Annotated in this window: 20 protein-coding genes; 12 read left to right on the top strand and 8 right to left on the bottom strand. The window is 63.5% G+C overall.

Annotated elements, in window-relative coordinates; genetic code table 11:
• Positions 1-20: 20 nt before the first annotated feature.
• Positions 21-575, bottom strand: coding sequence for a hypothetical protein (locus tag AC1DVS_RS18585; RefSeq protein WP_478025404.1), 555 nt, complete (start codon positions 573-575; stop codon positions 21-23).
• Between the two features lie 130 nt (positions 576-705).
• Complete coding sequence (locus tag AC1DVS_RS18580; protein WP_478025403.1) at positions 706-1,356, bottom strand: TetR/AcrR family transcriptional regulator; 651 nt, start codon at positions 1,354-1,356, stop codon at positions 706-708.
• 102 nt (positions 1,357-1,458) lie between these two features.
• Between AC1DVS_RS18580 and AC1DVS_RS18575 the strand changes: the two genes are divergently transcribed.
• The 3 genes from AC1DVS_RS18575 to AC1DVS_RS18565 all read left to right on the top strand — a co-directional run bounded on the left by AC1DVS_RS18575 (position 1,459) and on the right by AC1DVS_RS18565 (position 2,928).
• A complete protein-coding gene (locus tag AC1DVS_RS18575) occupies positions 1,459-1,944 on the top strand; it encodes an anthrone oxygenase family protein (protein ID WP_478025402.1) in 486 nt (161 codons plus the stop codon).
• Between the two features lie 74 nt (positions 1,945-2,018).
• A complete protein-coding gene (locus tag AC1DVS_RS18570; protein ID WP_478025401.1) occupies positions 2,019-2,513 on the top strand; it encodes a nuclear transport factor 2 family protein in 495 nt (164 codons plus the stop codon).
• Between the two features lie 28 nt (positions 2,514-2,541).
• Positions 2,542-2,928, top strand: coding sequence for a RidA family protein (locus tag AC1DVS_RS18565; protein ID WP_478025400.1), 387 nt, complete (start codon positions 2,542-2,544; stop codon positions 2,926-2,928).
• Between the two features lie 72 nt (positions 2,929-3,000).
• On the opposite strand, the gene AC1DVS_RS18560 is transcribed toward AC1DVS_RS18565, so the two are convergent.
• Positions 3,001-4,581, bottom strand: a complete 1,581-nt coding sequence (locus tag AC1DVS_RS18560) for a carboxylesterase/lipase family protein (protein ID WP_478025399.1) — start codon at positions 4,579-4,581, stop codon at positions 3,001-3,003.
• A 263-nt stretch (positions 4,582-4,844) separates the two neighbouring features.
• Between AC1DVS_RS18560 and AC1DVS_RS18555 the strand changes: the two genes are divergently transcribed.
• Positions 4,845-5,234, top strand: a complete 390-nt coding sequence (locus AC1DVS_RS18555; RefSeq protein WP_478025398.1) for a hypothetical protein — start codon at positions 4,845-4,847, stop codon at positions 5,232-5,234.
• 149 nt (positions 5,235-5,383) lie between these two features.
• Here AC1DVS_RS18555 and AC1DVS_RS18550 read toward each other — a convergent pair whose 3' ends face one another.
• On the bottom strand, positions 5,384-6,697 hold the full coding sequence (locus AC1DVS_RS18550; RefSeq protein WP_478025397.1) for a lysozyme inhibitor LprI family protein: 1,314 nt from the start codon (positions 6,695-6,697) through the stop codon (positions 5,384-5,386).
• Positions 6,698-7,147: 450 nt separating this feature from the next.
• Positions 7,148-7,357, bottom strand: a complete 210-nt coding sequence (locus tag AC1DVS_RS18545; protein WP_478025396.1) for a cold-shock protein — start codon at positions 7,355-7,357, stop codon at positions 7,148-7,150.
• A gap of 429 nt (positions 7,358-7,786) precedes the next feature.
• Here AC1DVS_RS18545 and AC1DVS_RS18540 point away from each other — a divergent pair, with 429 nt between their 5' ends.
• A complete protein-coding gene (locus AC1DVS_RS18540) occupies positions 7,787-8,299 on the top strand; it encodes a hypothetical protein (RefSeq protein WP_478025395.1) in 513 nt (170 codons plus the stop codon).
• A gap of 502 nt (positions 8,300-8,801) precedes the next feature.
• Here the strand turns inward: AC1DVS_RS18540 and AC1DVS_RS18535 are convergent.
• Together AC1DVS_RS18535 and AC1DVS_RS18530 are read right to left on the bottom strand one after the other, a co-directional pair.
• Positions 8,802-9,548 (bottom strand): hypothetical protein, encoded by a 747-nt coding sequence (locus AC1DVS_RS18535; RefSeq protein ID WP_478025394.1) that lies wholly within the window; start codon positions 9,546-9,548, stop codon positions 8,802-8,804.
• Positions 9,549-9,657: 109 nt separating this feature from the next.
• Positions 9,658-9,801 (bottom strand): hypothetical protein, encoded by a 144-nt coding sequence (locus AC1DVS_RS18530; RefSeq protein ID WP_478025393.1) that lies wholly within the window; start codon positions 9,799-9,801, stop codon positions 9,658-9,660.
• Between the two features lie 204 nt (positions 9,802-10,005).
• Between AC1DVS_RS18530 and AC1DVS_RS18525 the strand changes: the two genes are divergently transcribed.
• The 7 genes from AC1DVS_RS18525 to AC1DVS_RS18495 are packed head-to-tail and all read left to right on the top strand — an operon-like array spanning position 10,006 to position 16,227.
• Complete coding sequence (locus tag AC1DVS_RS18525; RefSeq protein ID WP_478025392.1) at positions 10,006-10,608, top strand: LysE family translocator; 603 nt, start codon at positions 10,006-10,008, stop codon at positions 10,606-10,608.
• Positions 10,609-10,625: 17 nt separating this feature from the next.
• Complete coding sequence (locus AC1DVS_RS18520; protein WP_478025391.1) at positions 10,626-11,024, top strand: gamma-glutamylcyclotransferase family protein; 399 nt, start codon at positions 10,626-10,628, stop codon at positions 11,022-11,024.
• Positions 11,025-11,080: 56 nt separating this feature from the next.
• Positions 11,081-12,016 carry an STM4015 family protein gene (locus tag AC1DVS_RS18515; RefSeq protein WP_478025390.1) on the top strand — a complete coding sequence of 312 codons (936 nt, stop codon included), beginning with the start codon at positions 11,081-11,083 and terminating at the stop codon, positions 12,014-12,016.
• Positions 12,013-13,161, top strand: coding sequence for an STM4014 family protein (locus AC1DVS_RS18510; protein WP_478025389.1), 1,149 nt, complete (start codon positions 12,013-12,015; stop codon positions 13,159-13,161). Before AC1DVS_RS18515 ends, AC1DVS_RS18510 begins: the two co-directional genes overlap by 4 nt.
• Positions 13,158-13,994 carry an STM4013/SEN3800 family hydrolase gene (locus AC1DVS_RS18505; RefSeq protein ID WP_478025388.1) on the top strand — a complete coding sequence of 279 codons (837 nt, stop codon included), beginning with the start codon at positions 13,158-13,160 and terminating at the stop codon, positions 13,992-13,994. The genes AC1DVS_RS18510 and AC1DVS_RS18505 overlap by 4 nt, the downstream gene beginning before the upstream one ends.
• Entirely contained in the window at positions 13,994-15,325 is a 1,332-nt protein-coding gene (locus AC1DVS_RS18500) for an STM4012 family radical SAM protein (protein WP_478025387.1), read from the top strand. Before AC1DVS_RS18505 ends, AC1DVS_RS18500 begins: the two co-directional genes overlap by 1 nt.
• A complete protein-coding gene (locus tag AC1DVS_RS18495; RefSeq protein WP_478025386.1) occupies positions 15,322-16,227 on the top strand; it encodes an STM4011 family radical SAM protein in 906 nt (301 codons plus the stop codon). Before AC1DVS_RS18500 ends, AC1DVS_RS18495 begins: the two co-directional genes overlap by 4 nt.
• On the opposite strand, the gene AC1DVS_RS18490 is transcribed toward AC1DVS_RS18495, so the two are convergent.
• The gene (locus tag AC1DVS_RS18490; protein WP_478025385.1) at positions 16,215-16,958 is read right to left on the bottom strand and encodes a hypothetical protein; all 744 of its coding nucleotides are present in this window, start codon (positions 16,956-16,958) and stop codon (positions 16,215-16,217) included. The genes AC1DVS_RS18495 and AC1DVS_RS18490 overlap by 13 nt on opposite strands.
• Positions 16,959-17,017 lie beyond the last annotated feature (59 nt).

The following is a 17,017-nucleotide window of genomic DNA, read 5'->3' as shown; positions in this document are numbered from 1 at the left end:
GCGCGGCGGCATCGCCGACCTTACCGGTCGTGAAGCTTCTTCCAGCCGACCCATCCACAAATGCCGGACATTGCGCCGCTGCCGATCAGCCCGGCCCACCAGGAGGTCTCGTGCGCCGGGTGGGTGAGGATCGCGATGAAGACAAGCCCGCTGATCAGCCCGATGCCGATCACCATCGGCCAGGGGATCATGGCCCGGGTCACGCGCATCGATTCTGACATGGATCGCGGCGGCGCAACAGCTTCTCTTCCCCGGACAAGCCATAGCGGCGCGAGAGCGTGCCACAGGATCCAGGCAATGAGGGAAAGCATGACCATGAGCGTCAGGGCCTGATTGAGCCATTCGGGCAGGCCGAAACCAACGGAGATGAAAACGCTCGCGACGATCGTGGCGAACATGCAGCCGGCGAATTTCAGCATGCCGACCGGGCCCGCGACCCTGCGCCAGCGGGCGAGGAGCGTATCATACTCAGCCTGCGTGACGAACTTCCCGCCGCTCCAATGGGAGCCGTAATAGAGATAGCCATCCTGGAACGGTGTGAACATTCTGGCGAAGATTCCGACTAAATCGAACATGCGGTGTTCCTGTGAGACTGGCCCGACCATGGTGGCACAGGCGCCAGCCGCTTGCCACCCGCTCACAATTTGGGGACACTATACTAATTACGCCGTCAGCCGGCGGTTGTCCCAACGCCGCAAGACCCGATCAATCGACCGCCGATAAATCCCGTGGCAGCAGCTTCTTGAACAGCGCAAGCACCCGCCGTGCCTCGCGCGGTTCCAGGAGGATGGCGTGGCGCACGGCCGCCGCGATCAGCGTCATGGTCAGCTCGGCGAAAGCGGTGAGGGCAGGGGCCGGAATGCCCGGCGCAAGCGGCCGCAGCGTGTCGCTGAGCAGGCCCGAAAGATACGCCCCATCCTCGGCATCGAGCGCCTGCAGCGCCCGGTCCGCCTGCGTCGCCGTCCAGATGTCGCGCATCAGCGGCTCATCGACGAACATCTGGTAATAGCTGTCCGTGATCCTGCACAGCGCCGGGTACACATCCGCCACGCCCCCCACCGCAGCCAGATCGCGCGCCACACAGGCGCGGCCGATCGCGTTGTAGCGCTCGGCAAGGGTGCCGATGATCGCCGTCTTGTCCGGGAAATATTGATAGAGCGATCCGAACGCCACGCCGCTCCGCTCGACGATATCGCTCATCCGGAACGCCTCGCTGCCCTTCTCGGCCATCACCTCGGCCGCGCATTGCAGGATACGTTCGAACCGTTCGCGGCTGCGTTGCTGGGTGGGGACAACACGCGCCAATCCCTGCCGCGCGGTGTCCGCCGTCTCGCGTTTCGCTTTGCCCGCTGCCACCGCTGATCCTTTTCCGACATGTGCTTGACGCCATTAATGTGAGAGTTTATCGCGTTTTGCAAATACGAGACTATCTCGCATTTACAAGAAAGGATCGCCCCCATGCTGAAGCCACTCGTCACCGCTTCGCTCTGGTTTTCCGCCATCGGCTGCGGCCTCCTCGCCGGCCTCTATTTCGCCTTTTCCGCCTTCATCATGACTTCGCTCGGCCGGATCGATCAGGCCGCTGGCATCTCGGCGATGAACGCGATCAATGTCGACATCGTCAGGTCGTCCTTCATGCCGCTCTTCCTCGGCACCACCTTGGTGAGCGCCGCGCTCGCTGGGCTGGCGATCTTCCGCTGGAGCGAGCCCGGCGCCCTCCCGATGCTGGCCGGCGGCGCGATCTATGTGCTCGGCATGTTCGTGGTGACGATGCTCTTCAACGTGCCGCTCAACGACGCACTCGCCGCGGTCGCTCCCGCCAGCACCGAGGGCGGGGCGATCTGGGCTCGCTATCTCAGGGACTGGACGCTGTGGAACCATGTCCGCACGCTTGCCTGCACGGGTGCCACGGCGCTGTACATCGTGGCGATCGCAGCGCGCTGAGGTAACGCGGGAACCGGCTTGCCAAGCCGAATCTCTCGTGTATTATCTACACAACACACTGATGGAATAAACCTATGATCTGGCTTGCTCTCGCCGCGGCGGCGGCCCCCGTTCCCATCGCCGTCGTCATCCCCGATCAACCAGCCCTTACTGACCAGCTGGTCAGGGTCGAGAGCGAGTTCTTCCAGCTGTTCTTCGAAGGCTCGTGCGATCTTCCGCGCTTCCGCGGCTACCTGACCGACGATGTCGAATTCTATCACGACAAGGGTGGATTCAATGTCCACAATGCGGATGAGTTCGTCGCCATCTTCGCGAAGAACTGCAAGGACCGGGAGGACCCGACCACCTGGCGGTCCCGGCGGGAACTGGTCCGCACCTCAGTGCATGTCGATCCGGTGCCTGGCTGGGGCGCGATGGAAACGGGCGACCATTTGTTCTACGAGCGCAAGGGCAAGGACGGCACCGAGAAGCTCGCCGGCAAGGCAAAATTCGCTATGGTATGGGTCCTTGGCGCCGACGGAAAATGGCGCGTAAGCCGCATCCTGAGCTACGCGCATAGCGCGGCGTAGCCGACTACCAGCACCTCAGGAGGCATATTTGCAAACCAGGGCGATCAACCCAGCCGACGGGATTTATGCAGCCACCCCCGATTACATCCACGCGATCGAGGTGAGTGGGGCAGGGCGGTTGCTGTTCGTCAGCGGCACCATGGGGCTCGACGAAGACGGCGCGGCACCAGAATCGCTCGATGCGCAGCTCACGCTGATCTGGAAGAATATCAGGCGCATCCTTGCCGAAGCAGGCATGACAACGGACAATATCGTCCGCCTCACCAGCTATCTGCGCAACGCCGACTTCGCCGAGGCAAATGCGCGCGCCCGGATCGAGGCGTTGGGGACGCGGCGCATCCCAACCACCGCTATCGTCGTCGAAACCCTGTCACCTGATTGGCTCGTGGAGATCGAGATCATCGCAGCCGCGTAGAATCACGCCAGCCACCCGGCTGCTCCCCAATGGCCGCTCTTCCCCTCACGTCCGATCGGTCGCCGCCAAAGATCATCGGCCTCCAGCACGGGCTCCGCTCGGCTCGCGAACCACATCCAGAGGTCCCGAAAATACCGAGAAATCCGGCACCGGATGCGCCTCAAGCTCGCTCTGGTTCCCCAAGAGCAGGATAGACCCCTCACGCCCGTCGAACACCGGCCAAACCGGCAACCCCTTGCCGGCAGGACTCCCGGACCGGGCGAATTCAACCACGGTATCACCAAGCCGCTTGGCCAGCTGCCGATCCCCCGGCGCCCAGACCCGCGCATCCACATCGAGATTGTCGAGCATATACTGGACATCGACGCCGTGACCCGCCCCGCAACCCCAGGTGCACGGGCTCGGCGGCGCGGCAGGGCGGTGCGCGAAATAATAGACGTAAGAATTGGCACGGCCATATTTCGCCTGCAGCGCCGCCCAATGCACCATCCGCCAGCCCCACCAGTCATTGGTCAGCTGAATGATCGAGGCGGCAGCCCCGGCATCGGTCGCGCCGGGATAAGCGGCCAGCAACCGGTCGGTGGGCGGACGCCCCAGAAAAGTCGTCAGCTGGCCGACATGCCCGGCCGCGGTCGACTTGCTCGGGTCCACATAATAGCCGACCAGATCCTTCCCTTCCTCGGCGGTCCACCCAACCAGCAACGGCACGTCATTTTGCTGGTGATTGCGGTAGATGCTGGTCAGGTCAGCCTGCAGCAGATGCCCGTCGACATAGACGCGCGGCACCCACTCCCGCTTCTGCAGCTCGGCAACGCTCAGCTTGCGCAGATCCGCCAGACGCTCGGCGCCGGCAGCCCTGGCGAACGCCGCGCCCTTCGCTTCCGCCACAGCCTTCGCGTCGAAGCGCGCATTGTCCTCCGGGCTGATCGGCATCGCATCATTGCCGCTCTCGGCGATGGCGCGCTGGAACAGGCCCTTCGCCAGCGGCGATGCAACCAGCAGCGCAACCGATTCACCGCCCGACGAATTCCCCATGATCGTCACGCGCTCGGGGTCGCCGCCAAAGGCCGCGATGTTGCTCTTCACCCAGCGCAACGCCGCGATCTGGTCGAGAATGCCCTGGTTCCCGGAGACATGCCCCGGCGTCTCTGCGCTCAGTTCGGGTGAGGCATAAAAGCCGAATATCCCGAGCCGATAATTCACCGTGACGACAATGGCACCGCGCTTCGCGAGGTTGGCGCCATTCTGCACCGGCACCGCGGCAGTGCCGCTATCCATCGCGCCGCCATGGATCCACACGATGACCGGAAGCCGCTTCGCATGTCGCGGCGCCCAGACGTTCAGATACAAACAATCCTCGCTCTTGGGATTGGTGATCCAGGTCGCGGTCTGGGCACACGCCGGCGCGAAGGCCCGCGCGGCCCTGATCCCCTTCCACGGCACGACCGGCTGCGGCCTGCGCCAGCGAAGGTCGCCAACCGGCGGCGCCGCAAAGGGAACGCCGAAATATTCGTCGAGGCCGCCGTCTTGCGATCCCGAGACCATGCCCCCGGTCACCTTGACGGGAGGCGTCGCCGGCGATGCCTGGCCGGCCTGCGCAAGCGAGAGCCCCAAAAAGGCACCGGCAATCGCCGCGATCCGCAAACACTTCAAAATGGCATCCCCCGGGTTTTCCCTGCGCAAGGCCGACGCCCCTAGGAGCAACCGCTCTCCGAGGCTAGCAGCTAGTTCCCAGCGGGCGCTGCATGACCGCCGGCTAAGCATTCCCACGGCGCGCCGCACTTCCACCGCCAAATAGGCCGCAGACTCATAAGTGGAACGGCTGAAGTGGTGGAAAGCACCCGATCCGGTTTGAGCTTGACTTGGGCGAGCGGCGGATCAGCATCGAGCACGAAACGGTGAGGTTGCGGAAAACCATGACGAGCAAAATGAGCCGCGCTGAGATGCTCGATATTCTGGAATATGGAGCGCGGGTTCTGGCTCTATCCTACGACCTGCAGGTGAGCGTCTTCGGAGGTACCGAGGGCATCACTGAAGATTTAGTGGAGGCCTGGGAGGATGGCGTCCGATACCTCAGAATGGCCGGTGGAGGAACGCTTGAACAGCAGCAGGCTGTAGATCTGATCGATGATTTCCTGAGTGCGTTTGAACCCAATGATCCGTTCTGGCTGAACCAGCATCTGCGAAGCGATCCTGGCTGGGATACACTCCGGGGCATGGCAAAGGATTTGCTTGCATCCTTCGGTTGGGTGGAAGGTATTCCAGACATTTCGTTGCGACATGAGACAATCATAGTCGTGGAATGATCCGCCTCCAAAGCCCGAGGATTCCCACAGGGAATTCGGACACCAGGGAATTCGGGGACACTATATTAAATAGGCGCCAGCACCATCGCCAATTGGCGGGCGTGCCAAACACCGAACGTCCCGCATCCGTCGTCGTTAGAGCTCAGCGCTCAAAGATCGGGAGTAGCCTGATAGGAGCAGATCAGCTTCTGCGTCCCGTTGCTTTGCGGCCTGGTGATCATCGCGGTCGGCTGTTCCAGCAGGTTAGCGGCCCAGGTCGCGTAGAGCCAGGTCGCACCGTCTTTGCGAAACGCGGTGTGTCGGACGTATCGCGGCTCCCGGTACGGCGTTTGATCGCCGGCGAAGACCTGGAAGCCGAGCTTGCGCGCGGCAGCGGGGTCAGGCTCGTCCGATTGCTTCTCCACCACCTTGGCCACGGCTTCAGCAGACATCGAACGCGGCGCGATCAGGAAGAAATTGCCGTCGAAGAAATGATTCTCGCCCGCGATGGTGATGACGTGCTGAGGATGGCCGCTATTGTTGAGATCGAACCTCGGTCCCGTCAGCGTCGCGGTGTCCGCCGGTGCGACGGTTTTCTGCGGCCAGTCCGGTTCGCTTTCGTCCGGCTTGCTCGGATGGATCATCCCTTCGCAAAAGCCACGCATGTCCCTGGCTGCGTAGGTGATGGTGAACTGGCCGGACGGAAGCGTGTCATGGATTGGCTTGCGAAGTCTCGTCGAGATATCGTTGCAGCTGTGGGTGTCCGCCTTCTCGTCAAACGGGCCTTTTTCTTCCGCGCACTGAACAAGCCGATGGCCGTCGAGAAAGATCGCGCGAACCGGGTTGGAATCACATTTCCCGGCACGGCGTTCCCGACTGATGATCTTGTCGTCGCCGATCCAGACTGAATAGAGCTGGGAGTCTTCCGCGCCACATTCGCCGCTGGCCTGGTGATCGCCGAGGCTCGCTGTCTTGAAGCGCACGATCCTTCCGTCTGCGAGCCTGCATTGGGATTTGCTGGCGATCGCATGCGCCAGCGGTCCGCCGATGTCGGGCGGGGCGTTGTCGAGCGTTCCGTCGGATTCACCTGCATGCTCAAAGCGGATCAGGGCCTTGCCGCCGGCGCAGGCGACGCCGTCCGTCCACAGCATGTTATTCAAACCTTCGCGCGGCGAGCGGATCTCGAACTGAAGCGTTTTGAGGCGGTCCACATAGCGTGCCTTGATGCAGGAAGCCCGGTCCTCCGGGGTGCAACCGAAGTCGCGACTATAGAGCCACTCTCGCTGATTTTGACGAAACGCGGCGAGGTCAGCCGGCGGCACGGTTTTCAGCGCTGCCTGATAGGCCGATGCGACTTTCCGGTCGTCGTCCGAGAGCTCCGGATCGGCGCAGATGGCCTTTTCCACATCGGTTTTCGCCACCTTGCATGAAAAGCTCGGAGACGGTGCTTCCGCCCGCGCAACATTGCCGCTCGGGATCAGCATCGCGAGCAGCCAGACAGGGGCCGAGATGGAAAACGAGGGCATTGCGGTGTGACTCCTTCGCCGGGACGGCTTGGTTCTGGGCCGCTTTGATGGCGGATCTCTTATGCTCGAGCCACCACATATCCCGGGGAAATTCGGCACCGGCCCGCACGGCTATTGCGGCTGTGTCCGGGTCGTTACGGAAACTTCGGAGAGCACGCGACACGCGCAAACTGCCTCCAGGCGGCTTACCTATCTACACGCGCGGCGTCTCGTGGGCGTGGATGCTAACGTAGCGGCTCGTGCCGGTCCGGGTCATTACGGTACTATGTGCGACTAGCCCTTAACTCCCAACCCACCTGACAGCCTCATTGCTTAGGGCCAATCTCGCATTTCCCAGCACCACCCAGACAATAAAAAGCCCCGCGCCCGGCGGACCGGGCACGGGGCTCAACGTCTCGCTGGTGCCGATCAGACGGCGCGCAGTTCCTCGGCTGAGGATTTGCCGCTGCGCTTGTCGGCGACGATCTCGTAGGAGACCTTCTGGTTCTCATCGAGGCCGGTCATGCCGGCGCGCTCGACGGCGCTGATGTGCACGAACACGTCAGTGCTGTTGTCGTCAGGCTGAATGAAGCCGAAGCCCTTTTGCGCGTTGAACCATTTTACCGTTCCCGTAGCCATGGGGTATTCCTTGATCATGATAAGTGCCGCCGTACAGGGTGCAGGGCGGTCGGTTCGAGGTCTGGATTTGGGAAGCGGCACGCATATTGCGGCGGGGCCAGGTCGTTCGGCCGAAACTCGATGGGCCGCTATGGGCGCTTGGGGGCGCGTTGGCAAGGCGATGCTCGCAGGCGCCAGTATTTCTCTTGTTCTTAAGGTGTTGCCGATAGATGAAACCCACGACGGAAGCAGGTGGTGATTTTGTTGTATCGGCTATTCAAGAATTTCCGTCCCAAGAACGAATTGCGGCCCCTGCATCCTCGGCTCCTGCATCCCCTGCCATTGTCCGCGGCCATATCCCCAGAGCACAAAACGGGCATACAGCCTGAGTGGATAACGCCGGAAATAGCTGAGGCGCTGGAGAGCAGGTCGAACTGGTGCCTTAGCAGCATGCAAATCGATCGTCTGTTGATCAACATGCATGCAAAATGGATCAGCGCTGTCCATTTTCGCGCCACCCGCACTGTGTCCAGTCTGGGTGGATTTGGCGGATATGGCAGCTATGGCGGCGACAACATAGAACTGGAATTCGACTATTCTCATATCAGCTGGGAGCAGCTCGAAGCCATAACCGCCGCGCATTTCGACGCTCATCCAGCCATCGTGGCAGCAAGGCAAAGGTTGCACGACGCCGGAATCGACACAAAATGGAGCGGCGAGGGCGAACACTGCATGAGCGCCTTTGGCCTCTATGTCGTCGTCGATGAGGACAGCGTAAAAGCCGTCAGGCAATTGGCCAAAGAGGATGCGGGTATCACTACCGCAGGGGAAGCGGATGAATTCGATCGGGTATTCGATCTGTACCTGAAGCAAAACTGGGGCGCTGACTGGGAAGAGTGGCGAGAGCGCGAACCGATTGTCACATGGCCACCGGAATGGCTGCGAGGCCAGGCCGCAAGTTGAGCGGGCAGCGGTCGCCGGTCACCGCAGATGTCCGCTCTTCAATTGCGGAGCCTTCGTTTGCCCGCGCCCTCCTTGAACGATCCCCGCGCATCTGCGCCCGAGAGGCCGCCTTTCACTGCGGAGGCTGTGGAAGGACGCTGCGCCATTCGGATACACTGGTCTCGACACACAAGCGCTCGCGCTGACAGGGAAGAAGGTCACTTATCATGCGGCGGGCAGCGGCGACGGTCGCGCAATCAGTGTTCCTGGCAAAAATCACCGTCAGGAGGGGCTTATTGCTGAGCTTTGAGATCTTGATCAGGTAGCGACGGCGGAGCATGTACGACGCTTAGCTGAAATTGGCCGGCTCACCGGTCGTGGCTTGCCGGGCCCAGGGTGGTCGGCCCACCGTCTCGGCGAGCCATTGGCCTAGCGTGCGACCATCTGTCCGCCGCTATGGCTGGAGGGGCTTCGCTGAGGCGAGGGGCCTGAGTCACAAGTGCGATTACCCCATCTGACCTGGCTATTTTTTGAGGCCGGGAAAGCCCGACAGGGCCTGTTCGACGCGAACCGCTGCGCTTTCCGGCTTTCGAAGGTCTCCGCCAAATGCGCCATCGCCGTGCATCCATACGACCTCGCCGGATTTCGCGTCGAACAGGATCGCGTTCCCTGCGTGATACCGGGTTCGTCGCATCGCACCTCCGGGCGCCACCATTTCCCCAGCCATCGCGCCGGCAATTTCACCCAGGATCTGGCCAGAGGAGGCATAGGTATCAATTTGGTTGATGAACAACACAAAGTCGGCAGGACCGAACGCAGCGGCAACGCGGTCCTTAACTTCGGCGAAGTCATATGTGCAGCGGCATTTTTTCGCCTTTGTGACGTCGGGAGAGCCCTGCGGCACCTTGAAAATCATCTCGGAGGTGCGCTGACGATACGCCGCCAAGAGGTCTGAATAGGCTGGTGAGGCGGCCGCTTGCTCGGCAGTCATGAACTTGAGTTCTACGATTGCGGGCAGTTTCGAACTGAGCATTGATGCCTGAAGATTTCGCTGAGCCTGATTTGTCCATTCGGGGGAGGGGATCTCTTCGCCGCCCTTGCCCTGGCGATTCATCTGAACGTCCGGGTAAGCGACCAGGACAATTGCCTTGCGATCGGACGGGAACGCAAAACCAGGCTTTGTATAATTCGCGGCCGCGTCGGCAGCGGACGACAGGCCGAATGCGGCCAGGTAAAGTGCCAGCGCCCGAACGAAAAATCGATTTGCCATGCTTGCCCCCGAAGTGCCGAAATATGCCGTTGTTAATTGGGCAGTCCCTGAAACCGCCCGCTCGCCGGACCCGGAATTTTCGGCCGGCAATATCCGCACTGGCCCAGGACTAATGATGGTCCATCAGGAAGGCGATCAACACCACGGCAAAGGGCAGAAGAAAGACGACCCAAAGCGCCCGAATCCACCAGGGCCGTTTACCCTCGCTAAGGATGAAATCCGTTTCCAGGAAATCCCCGATGAGTTCCCACATCCACATAAGCGCGCATGCTAACGTGACGGCTCGATAGGAGCAACCTGCCTCCGCACGGCTATTCTGCACACGCCGGCACGCGTGCCGACCAGGGCGATGGGACGCCCAATTGGCTGGCTATCACACGCGACGAATGCGGCGCTTGTGCGGCGCTTCGAACAAACATATAACGATATAAAGATATCTTTATATGTGAGTCGCGCAGTGAACAATGAAGTCCTGGCCTTCGTTCTCGCGGCAACCGCGCTGCTCGGCTCGCCGGGGCCGGGCATCAGCGCGCTGGTCGCAGTCGGGCGGAGTTTCGACAGGGGCGCGGCCTTGCGCTTCTACGGCGCCATGCAACTGGGGCTAGCCATCGCCGCGGGGGTGAGCGCCGTCGGTCTCGTCACTTTCGTCCACACGTCTCCAACGGTGCGCACCGGGTTGATGGTCGTCGCCACCGCCTATCTGATATGGCTGGCCTGGACGATCGCCTCGGCGCCCGTCGGCGGTTCGGCGATCGGCGACCGGAGCGCTGCGTCGCTCAGTAACAAAGGCGCGTTCTTCCTCGGCGTCGCCAATCCAAAGGCCTATCTCGCCTTCGCATCCCTGTTCGGCTCGTTCACCCTTCTGCAGGCAGGTTCGGGCGCCGCTGAAGAAGCGTTGAAATGGGCTCTGTGCGTGCTCGTCATGCTGGTCGTCGACCTGGCATGGCTCGTCCTGGGCATGATCTTTGGACGGATACGGCTGTCTCCCTCAGCCGAAAGAATGTCCAACATCGCGATGGGCATAGCCGTCATCGCCGCATGTCTCGTCGGTTGGCTCTGATGGCGGAGAGTTCGCACATGGCACCGCAGGGCTGGCTCTTCTCCTACGGCACCCTGGCCCAGCCCGATGTGCAGCAAGCGCTGTTCGGCCGGCAGCTTGAGTCGGTCAGGGACTCGCTGCCCGGCTTCAGGATCGACCAGCTCGAGATCACCGACACAGCCGTGATCGCGCTGAGCGGTTCGGACAGCCACCCCGTTCTAAGACGCGGACGACCGGACGAAGAGGTGCCCGGCGTCGCCCTGGCGGTAACGGATGAGGATCTCAGCAGAGCCGACAGCTACGAAGTCTCGGACTATGTCCGGATCGAAGTGCGACTGGCGTCCGGCAGGCGCGCCTTCGTCTACGTCCACCGCGATGAGCAAGGCGCGAACCCGGAATCCCCGCAAACCAACGATTTCCCGCCACCGCCACGTTGACACGCGCCGCCGCCGCCTTCCAGAGTGGCCCCTAAAGCAATGCGGAGGCGAGCGCGGTGGCAATCTACGAGAACCTGACGACGTTCGCCGGAAAACCGGTGGTGGATTACAAAAAACCGGGAGACGTCCGCGATTTTGCCACGACCGCGCCGCGGCTCCGCTGCGACTATGACGACACGCTCGAGCTGCGCGATTTCCTCGCGCTGATGCTCGACGAGCCCGGCGTCGGCGCGACACAGGCGATCGTGTTCGGCGCCTGGATGGAAGACGGCGAAGCCTATGATGTCACGCCGACCAGCACGATCGAGATGCTGGTTTCTCAGAAGGATCGGCTGCCCGATCTGAGATCCCTGTTTTTCGGCGACATCATCTCCGAGGAGAATGAAATCTCCTGGATCGGACAGGGCGACTATTCCGCGATCTGGGCGGCTTTCCCCCGCCTCGAAGAGTGCGCCATCCGCGGCGGCAACGGCCTTAGCCTCGGCACGATCAACCATCGCAGCCTGCAGAGCCTGGTGATCCAGGCTGGCGGCCTGCCGCTCAGCGTCGTGCGCGATGCGCTGTCCGCAAACGCGCCGATCCGCCATCTCGAGCTCTGGCTGGGCGACGAGAATTACGGCACGAACACATCCGTGGCCGATTTTGCCGACCTGTTCGCCGGCAAGCTGTTTCCCGATCTGCACACGCTCGCCCTGCGCAACAGCCAATATAGCGATGCGCTGGCCGAAGCCCTGGCCGAAGCGCCGATCCTCGACCGGGTCAAGGTGCTGGATCTCTCGATGGGCACGATCTCCGACAAGGGTGCCCAGGCACTGGCCGCCTCAAGCAAGGTCGGCCGCCTCGAAAAGCTCGACATTTCGCACCATTATGCCGGCGCCGATGCGGTCGCGGCGCTGCGTCGCGCCACGCCCAATCTCGTCGCCGACGAGGCTCTGACGGCAGAAGACGAGGGGGACGGCGAGGTCTATTATTACATCGCGGTCTCCGAATGACGGCAGAGCCGGTTGGGATCGTCTCGCTCGGTCCTGAATCCGGCCCACGCCACGCCAGCTTCGCTGCCGCCTGTGCAAATCTCGGGCACCCGGCGCAGATGATAGGCTGGAGCGCATTCCTGGCCGATCCGACGATATTGGAGGCGGCACTTCACCCCGGCGCCTATCTCCGCTTCGACACGCCCGATCAGGACATCGCCAGCATCGCCGCGCTTTACCGTGCAGGCGAGGCGGCCACGCGCGAGCAGGGGATCGCAACCCTCCCGCCAGGCAGCGAAGCGCGGCTCGCTCACGGCGATATCGGCTCGCCCGCACAACTCGCTTTCGGCCTCGCCGCAGCGGTGGACATGGCATCACGTATCGCGCAGCGGCGCGGCGCGAGCATGTCCACCAATGCGGAGGAAGTCGCCTGCAGCTTCGACAAGACCGCCACCCTCTCCCGGCTGCGCGAGGCGGCCATTCCGGTCCCGCTCAGCCTGTTTCCCTTCACCCGTTTCGAAACGCTCGCCCATGTGATGGAACGCCTTCCCAGACCGCGCATGTTCGTAAAACTGCGCTACGGCTCGGCGGCGGCGGGGATGATCGCGCTCGCCCGGCACGGTAATCAGTGGCGCGCCATCACTACGGCCGAACCTTATGGCGATGGCGTCCGGGCGACCCGCAAACTGCGCCGCCTCGATAGCCGCACCGAGATCGCCCAACTGATCGACCGCCTGTCGCCGCTCGGCCTGCATGCCGAGCCCTGGCTGCCCAAGATCGGCATCCATGGCCGCGTCGCCGATGTGCGCCTGGTGATGCTCGCTGACGGCACGATCTTCCCAGTGCTGCGGACCAGCCGGCATCCGATGACCAACCTCCATCTCGGCGGCACGCGCGGCCCCGTGGAGCCACTGATCCGCCGCATCGGCACCGAAAGCTGGGAAGCGATCCTGGCCACCGCCCGCAAGGCCGCACGCTGCTTCCCCGCCAGCCATGTGCTCGGGCTCGATATCGCTATCCTCGCTGATGGCCGCAGCCATGCGGTGCTCGAAGTCAATGTCTTCGGCGACTTCGTGAAAGAGGTCATAGTCGATGGCCTCACACCGCACGAGGCGCAGGTCCGCCAGATCTTCACCATGCTCGCAGGGCAAAAGGCAGCGGCATGACCAGCCCGATCGACGCGCGCGCCTGTCTCGGCACTCATGACATCCTGTTCGTCACTTTCGATACGCTGCGCTTCGATGTCGCGGCAAAAGCGTTGGAACTGGGCGAGACGCCCAATATCGCCGCTGTGCTTCCGAACGGCCGATGGGAACGCCGCCACACGCCGGCAAGCTTCACCTTCGCCGCGCACCAGGCATTTTTCGCCGGCTTCCTGCCAACACCGGTCGAGCCCCGCGAGCAGAACCCCGATGCGCATTCCCGCCTGTTCGCCGCGCGTTTCCCCGGCGCGGAAACGGCCGGCAAGGGCACGCTCGAGTTCGACACCGCCGATATCGTCACCGGCTTCGCCGCCCAAGGCTATCACAGCATCTGCATCGGCGGCACCGGCTTCTTCAACAAGCGCTCGCCGCTCGGCTCAGTGCTGCCCGGCCTTTTCCATGAAAGCTGGTGGGATGAGAGCCTCGGCGTCACCTGCCGCGAGTCCGCCGCCAATCAGGTCGCCTGCGCGCTCGGCCGGATAAAGGCGCAACCGGAGAGCAAGCGGCTGTTCGTCTTCATCAACATCGCTGCCTGCCATCCGCCGCACCATTTCTACCGGGGGGAGGGCACCACCGACACGCCAGAAAGCCAGCGCGCCGCGCTCGCCGATGTCGATCGCCACCTGCCGCCGCTGTTCGACGCACTCCGCCGCCGCGCCCCGCTGCTCGCGATCCTGTGCTCGGATCACGGCACTGCGTTCGGCGAGGATCAGTATCACGGCCATCGCATCGGCCATCCGACGGTCTGGGATGTGCCCTATGCCCAGCGCATCCTGTCCCGGCTGGATGCCGCCTGATGTCGACCATGCTCGCCCGTCCGGTGCCGGCCGATCTCGGCCCGCTCTACCAGGATTACGCTTATGGCTATCCGCACAAGAACGCCTATCGGGCTTTCCCTGAGCCGCTGAGCCTGCGCGATCTATGGGCAGGGGAGGCGAAGGACCGCGCCTTTCTCTATCTGCACATCCCGTTCTGCGAGATGCGCTGCGGCTTCTGCAACCTCTTCACCACCGCCAACCCGGACGAGAGCCGCGTCACCAGCTATCTTGCGGCGCTGGACCGGCAGATCGAGGCGGTCGCCGAAGAGATAGCCGACATCCGCCCGGTCCAGATCGCGATCGGCGGCGGCACCCCGACCTTGCTTGGCCCGGCAGCGCTCGAGACATTGTTCAGTCGCATCGCCACACGGTTGCACGCCGATCCGCGCCGTGTTTCGACCGGGATCGAAACCTCGCCCAGCACTGCCACGTCCGAGACCATCGCGCTGCTGTCTGACTGGCATATCGATCGCATCAGCATCGGCGCCCAGTCCTTCATCGAAGCCGAGACGCGCGCGATGGGCCGGCCGCAGGACCCCGCTGATCTCGCGACCGCGCTCGACACGATCCGCGCGCATCGCTTCGGGCGGCTCAATATCGATCTGATCTATGGCGCCGCCAACCAGACCCGGGAAAGCTGGTGCCACTCGATCCGCCGCGCACTCGCATGGCGGCCGGAGGAGCTGTTCCTCTATCCGCTCTATGTCCGCCCGCGCACCGGGCTCGACGGCCGCGGCCGGGTTGAGGACGAGCACCGCCGCATGCTCTACCGCGCCGGACGCGATCTGCTGCTCGCTGAAGGCTATAGCCAGATGTCGATGCGCGCCTTCCGCCGTGATGGTGCGAGCGCGACGCCCGGCAATGAATTCAGCTGTCAGGAAGATGGCGTGCTGGGTCTCGGCACCGGCGCGCGCTCCTACACCGCCAGGGCCCATTACGCGACGCGCTATGCCGTCACCCGGCGCGGCGTGCTCGATATCATCGACGACTTCGCGGCGAGCGACGCTGACTCCTTCCGCTTCGCGCATTTCGGCATCGAGATTCCGCCCGACGAGGCGATGCGCCGCTATATCCTCAAATCCATCCTGCGCCGCGACGGGCTCGATACCGCACGCTTCGCCGCCCTGTTCGGCCGATCGCCGCTGGACGCTTTCCCGGCGCTGGCGACGCTCGGCGACATGGGCCTGCTGGAACAGGCCGGCCATATCCTCCGCCCGACCGACGCGGGCCTGGAACATGCCGATGCGCTGCCACCGCTTTTCTACTCGGACCCGGTCCGCGCCCGGATGCGATCGGCAGGCGTGACATGAGCGAAGCCCTCACCATTCTCTGGCGCGGCTCGCTGTCGGGCTGCAACTATGCCTGCCCCTATTGTCCCTTCGCCAAGCGCAAGGACAGTCGCGCCACGCTGGCTGCGGACCGGGCCGAACTCGAGCGTTTCGCCGATTGGGCCCTGGCGCAGGCCAGCCCCTTGTCGATCCTGTTCACCCCCTGGGGCGAGGCGCTGATCCGGCGCTATTACCGCGACACGATCATCCGCCTGTCGCATGCTCCCCATATCGAGACCGTCGCGGTCCAGACCAACCTCTCCGGCCCGGTGAGCTGGATCGCCGAGGCCGATCGCAGTTCAGCTGCATTCTGGGCGACCTATCATCCCGGCGAAACCGACCGTGCCCGTTTCGTCGCGAAGATCAGCGCGCTCCACGCCATGGGCGCGCGCTACAGCGTTGGTGTCGTCGCCCTGCGCACGCATTTCGACGAGATCGAACGGCTGCGCGCCGATCTGCCCGCCACCGCCTATCTGTGGATCAACGCCGAGGAATCGATTCAGGGCTGTTATACGGACTCGGAAATCGAGCGCCTCACTGCGATCGACCCTTTGTTCGAGCTCAACAACCGCGCCTGGCCAAGCCGAGGCCGGCCCTGCGCCACAGGCGAGACGGTCATCTCGGTCCGCGGCGACGGCGAGGCGCGGCGCTGCCACTTCGTCGATACGCCGATCGGGAACATCTATGATCCTGATTTCAGGCAGCGCCTGGCCCCGCGCGCCTGCCCGAAGCCAAGCTGCAACTGCCATATCGGCTACAGCCATTTGAAGGAGTTCGGGTTCGGTACGCTGTTCGGCGCCGGGCTGGTCGAGCGCCGCGCGGCCGTCCGGTCGCGCGGGGAGGCCCTCAACCGCATCGCCGCGTTCGAAAATCAGGCCTTGTAGCCCGTTCGCTCCAGCATGATCTGGCGGACCTCCGGATCGCGCTCGGCCAGCACCTCCTCGCGGGTCAGCGTCTCGGGCGCGAACGCCACCTGCCGCGACACCGCCACGCCGTTCCACCTGATACCGACCTGATCGTAGAAATCGGGCGCATCGTCGGGGTCAGGCAAGCCGCTTATGCCGCTGCCCGCCACGTCGATCGAGGAGGTGATCGTCAGTCCGGCGGGAAGGCTGTCGATGTTCGCGCAGCCGCTCAGGTCGAGATGCGCGACTTCGCCCATGCCCTCGGGCAGATGCGTCAATTGCGCGCAGCCTTTCAGGATCAGTCGCCCGCCGCGCAGCACCAGATCCTCCGGCAGCTCGCGGAGCGAGGTGCAGCCGTCCAGGTCCAGAAACGCGACGCTCAGGCCGGCCGGCAATTCCTCGAGCGCTGTGCAGTACGACAAAGTCAGCGTGCCGGTGACCAGCCCCTCGGGCAGGCTGCGCAGCTTTTTGCACCCGGTGAGGTTGATGCTGATATCGGCCTTCACCGGCCCTTCCAGCGCGGTGATGTCCGAATCCGTCCGATTGATCACCCGCCGGCTGATCGGCGTCGGCAACTTGGGTGGGGGAGGGGGCGTCGGCGCCTCGATAACAGTCGCCGTCCGCACTGAATATGTGGGGGCGGCCAGAGGCGCCGGGCTTGCGGGAGCGGGCTTGGAGAACAGCCCGGCGATACGGTCCAAAATCGACATGCCGGTGAGACTAGCCCAGCGGGCAAACCAAGCGCCATCGAAAAGCGAGCTGGGCGCGA

Source organism: Sphingomonas sp. P3_C5, from assembly GCF_056402635.1.
The sequence above is the reverse complement of the archived record's forward strand: the minus strand, read 5'-3'. Positions and strand labels throughout refer to the sequence as shown.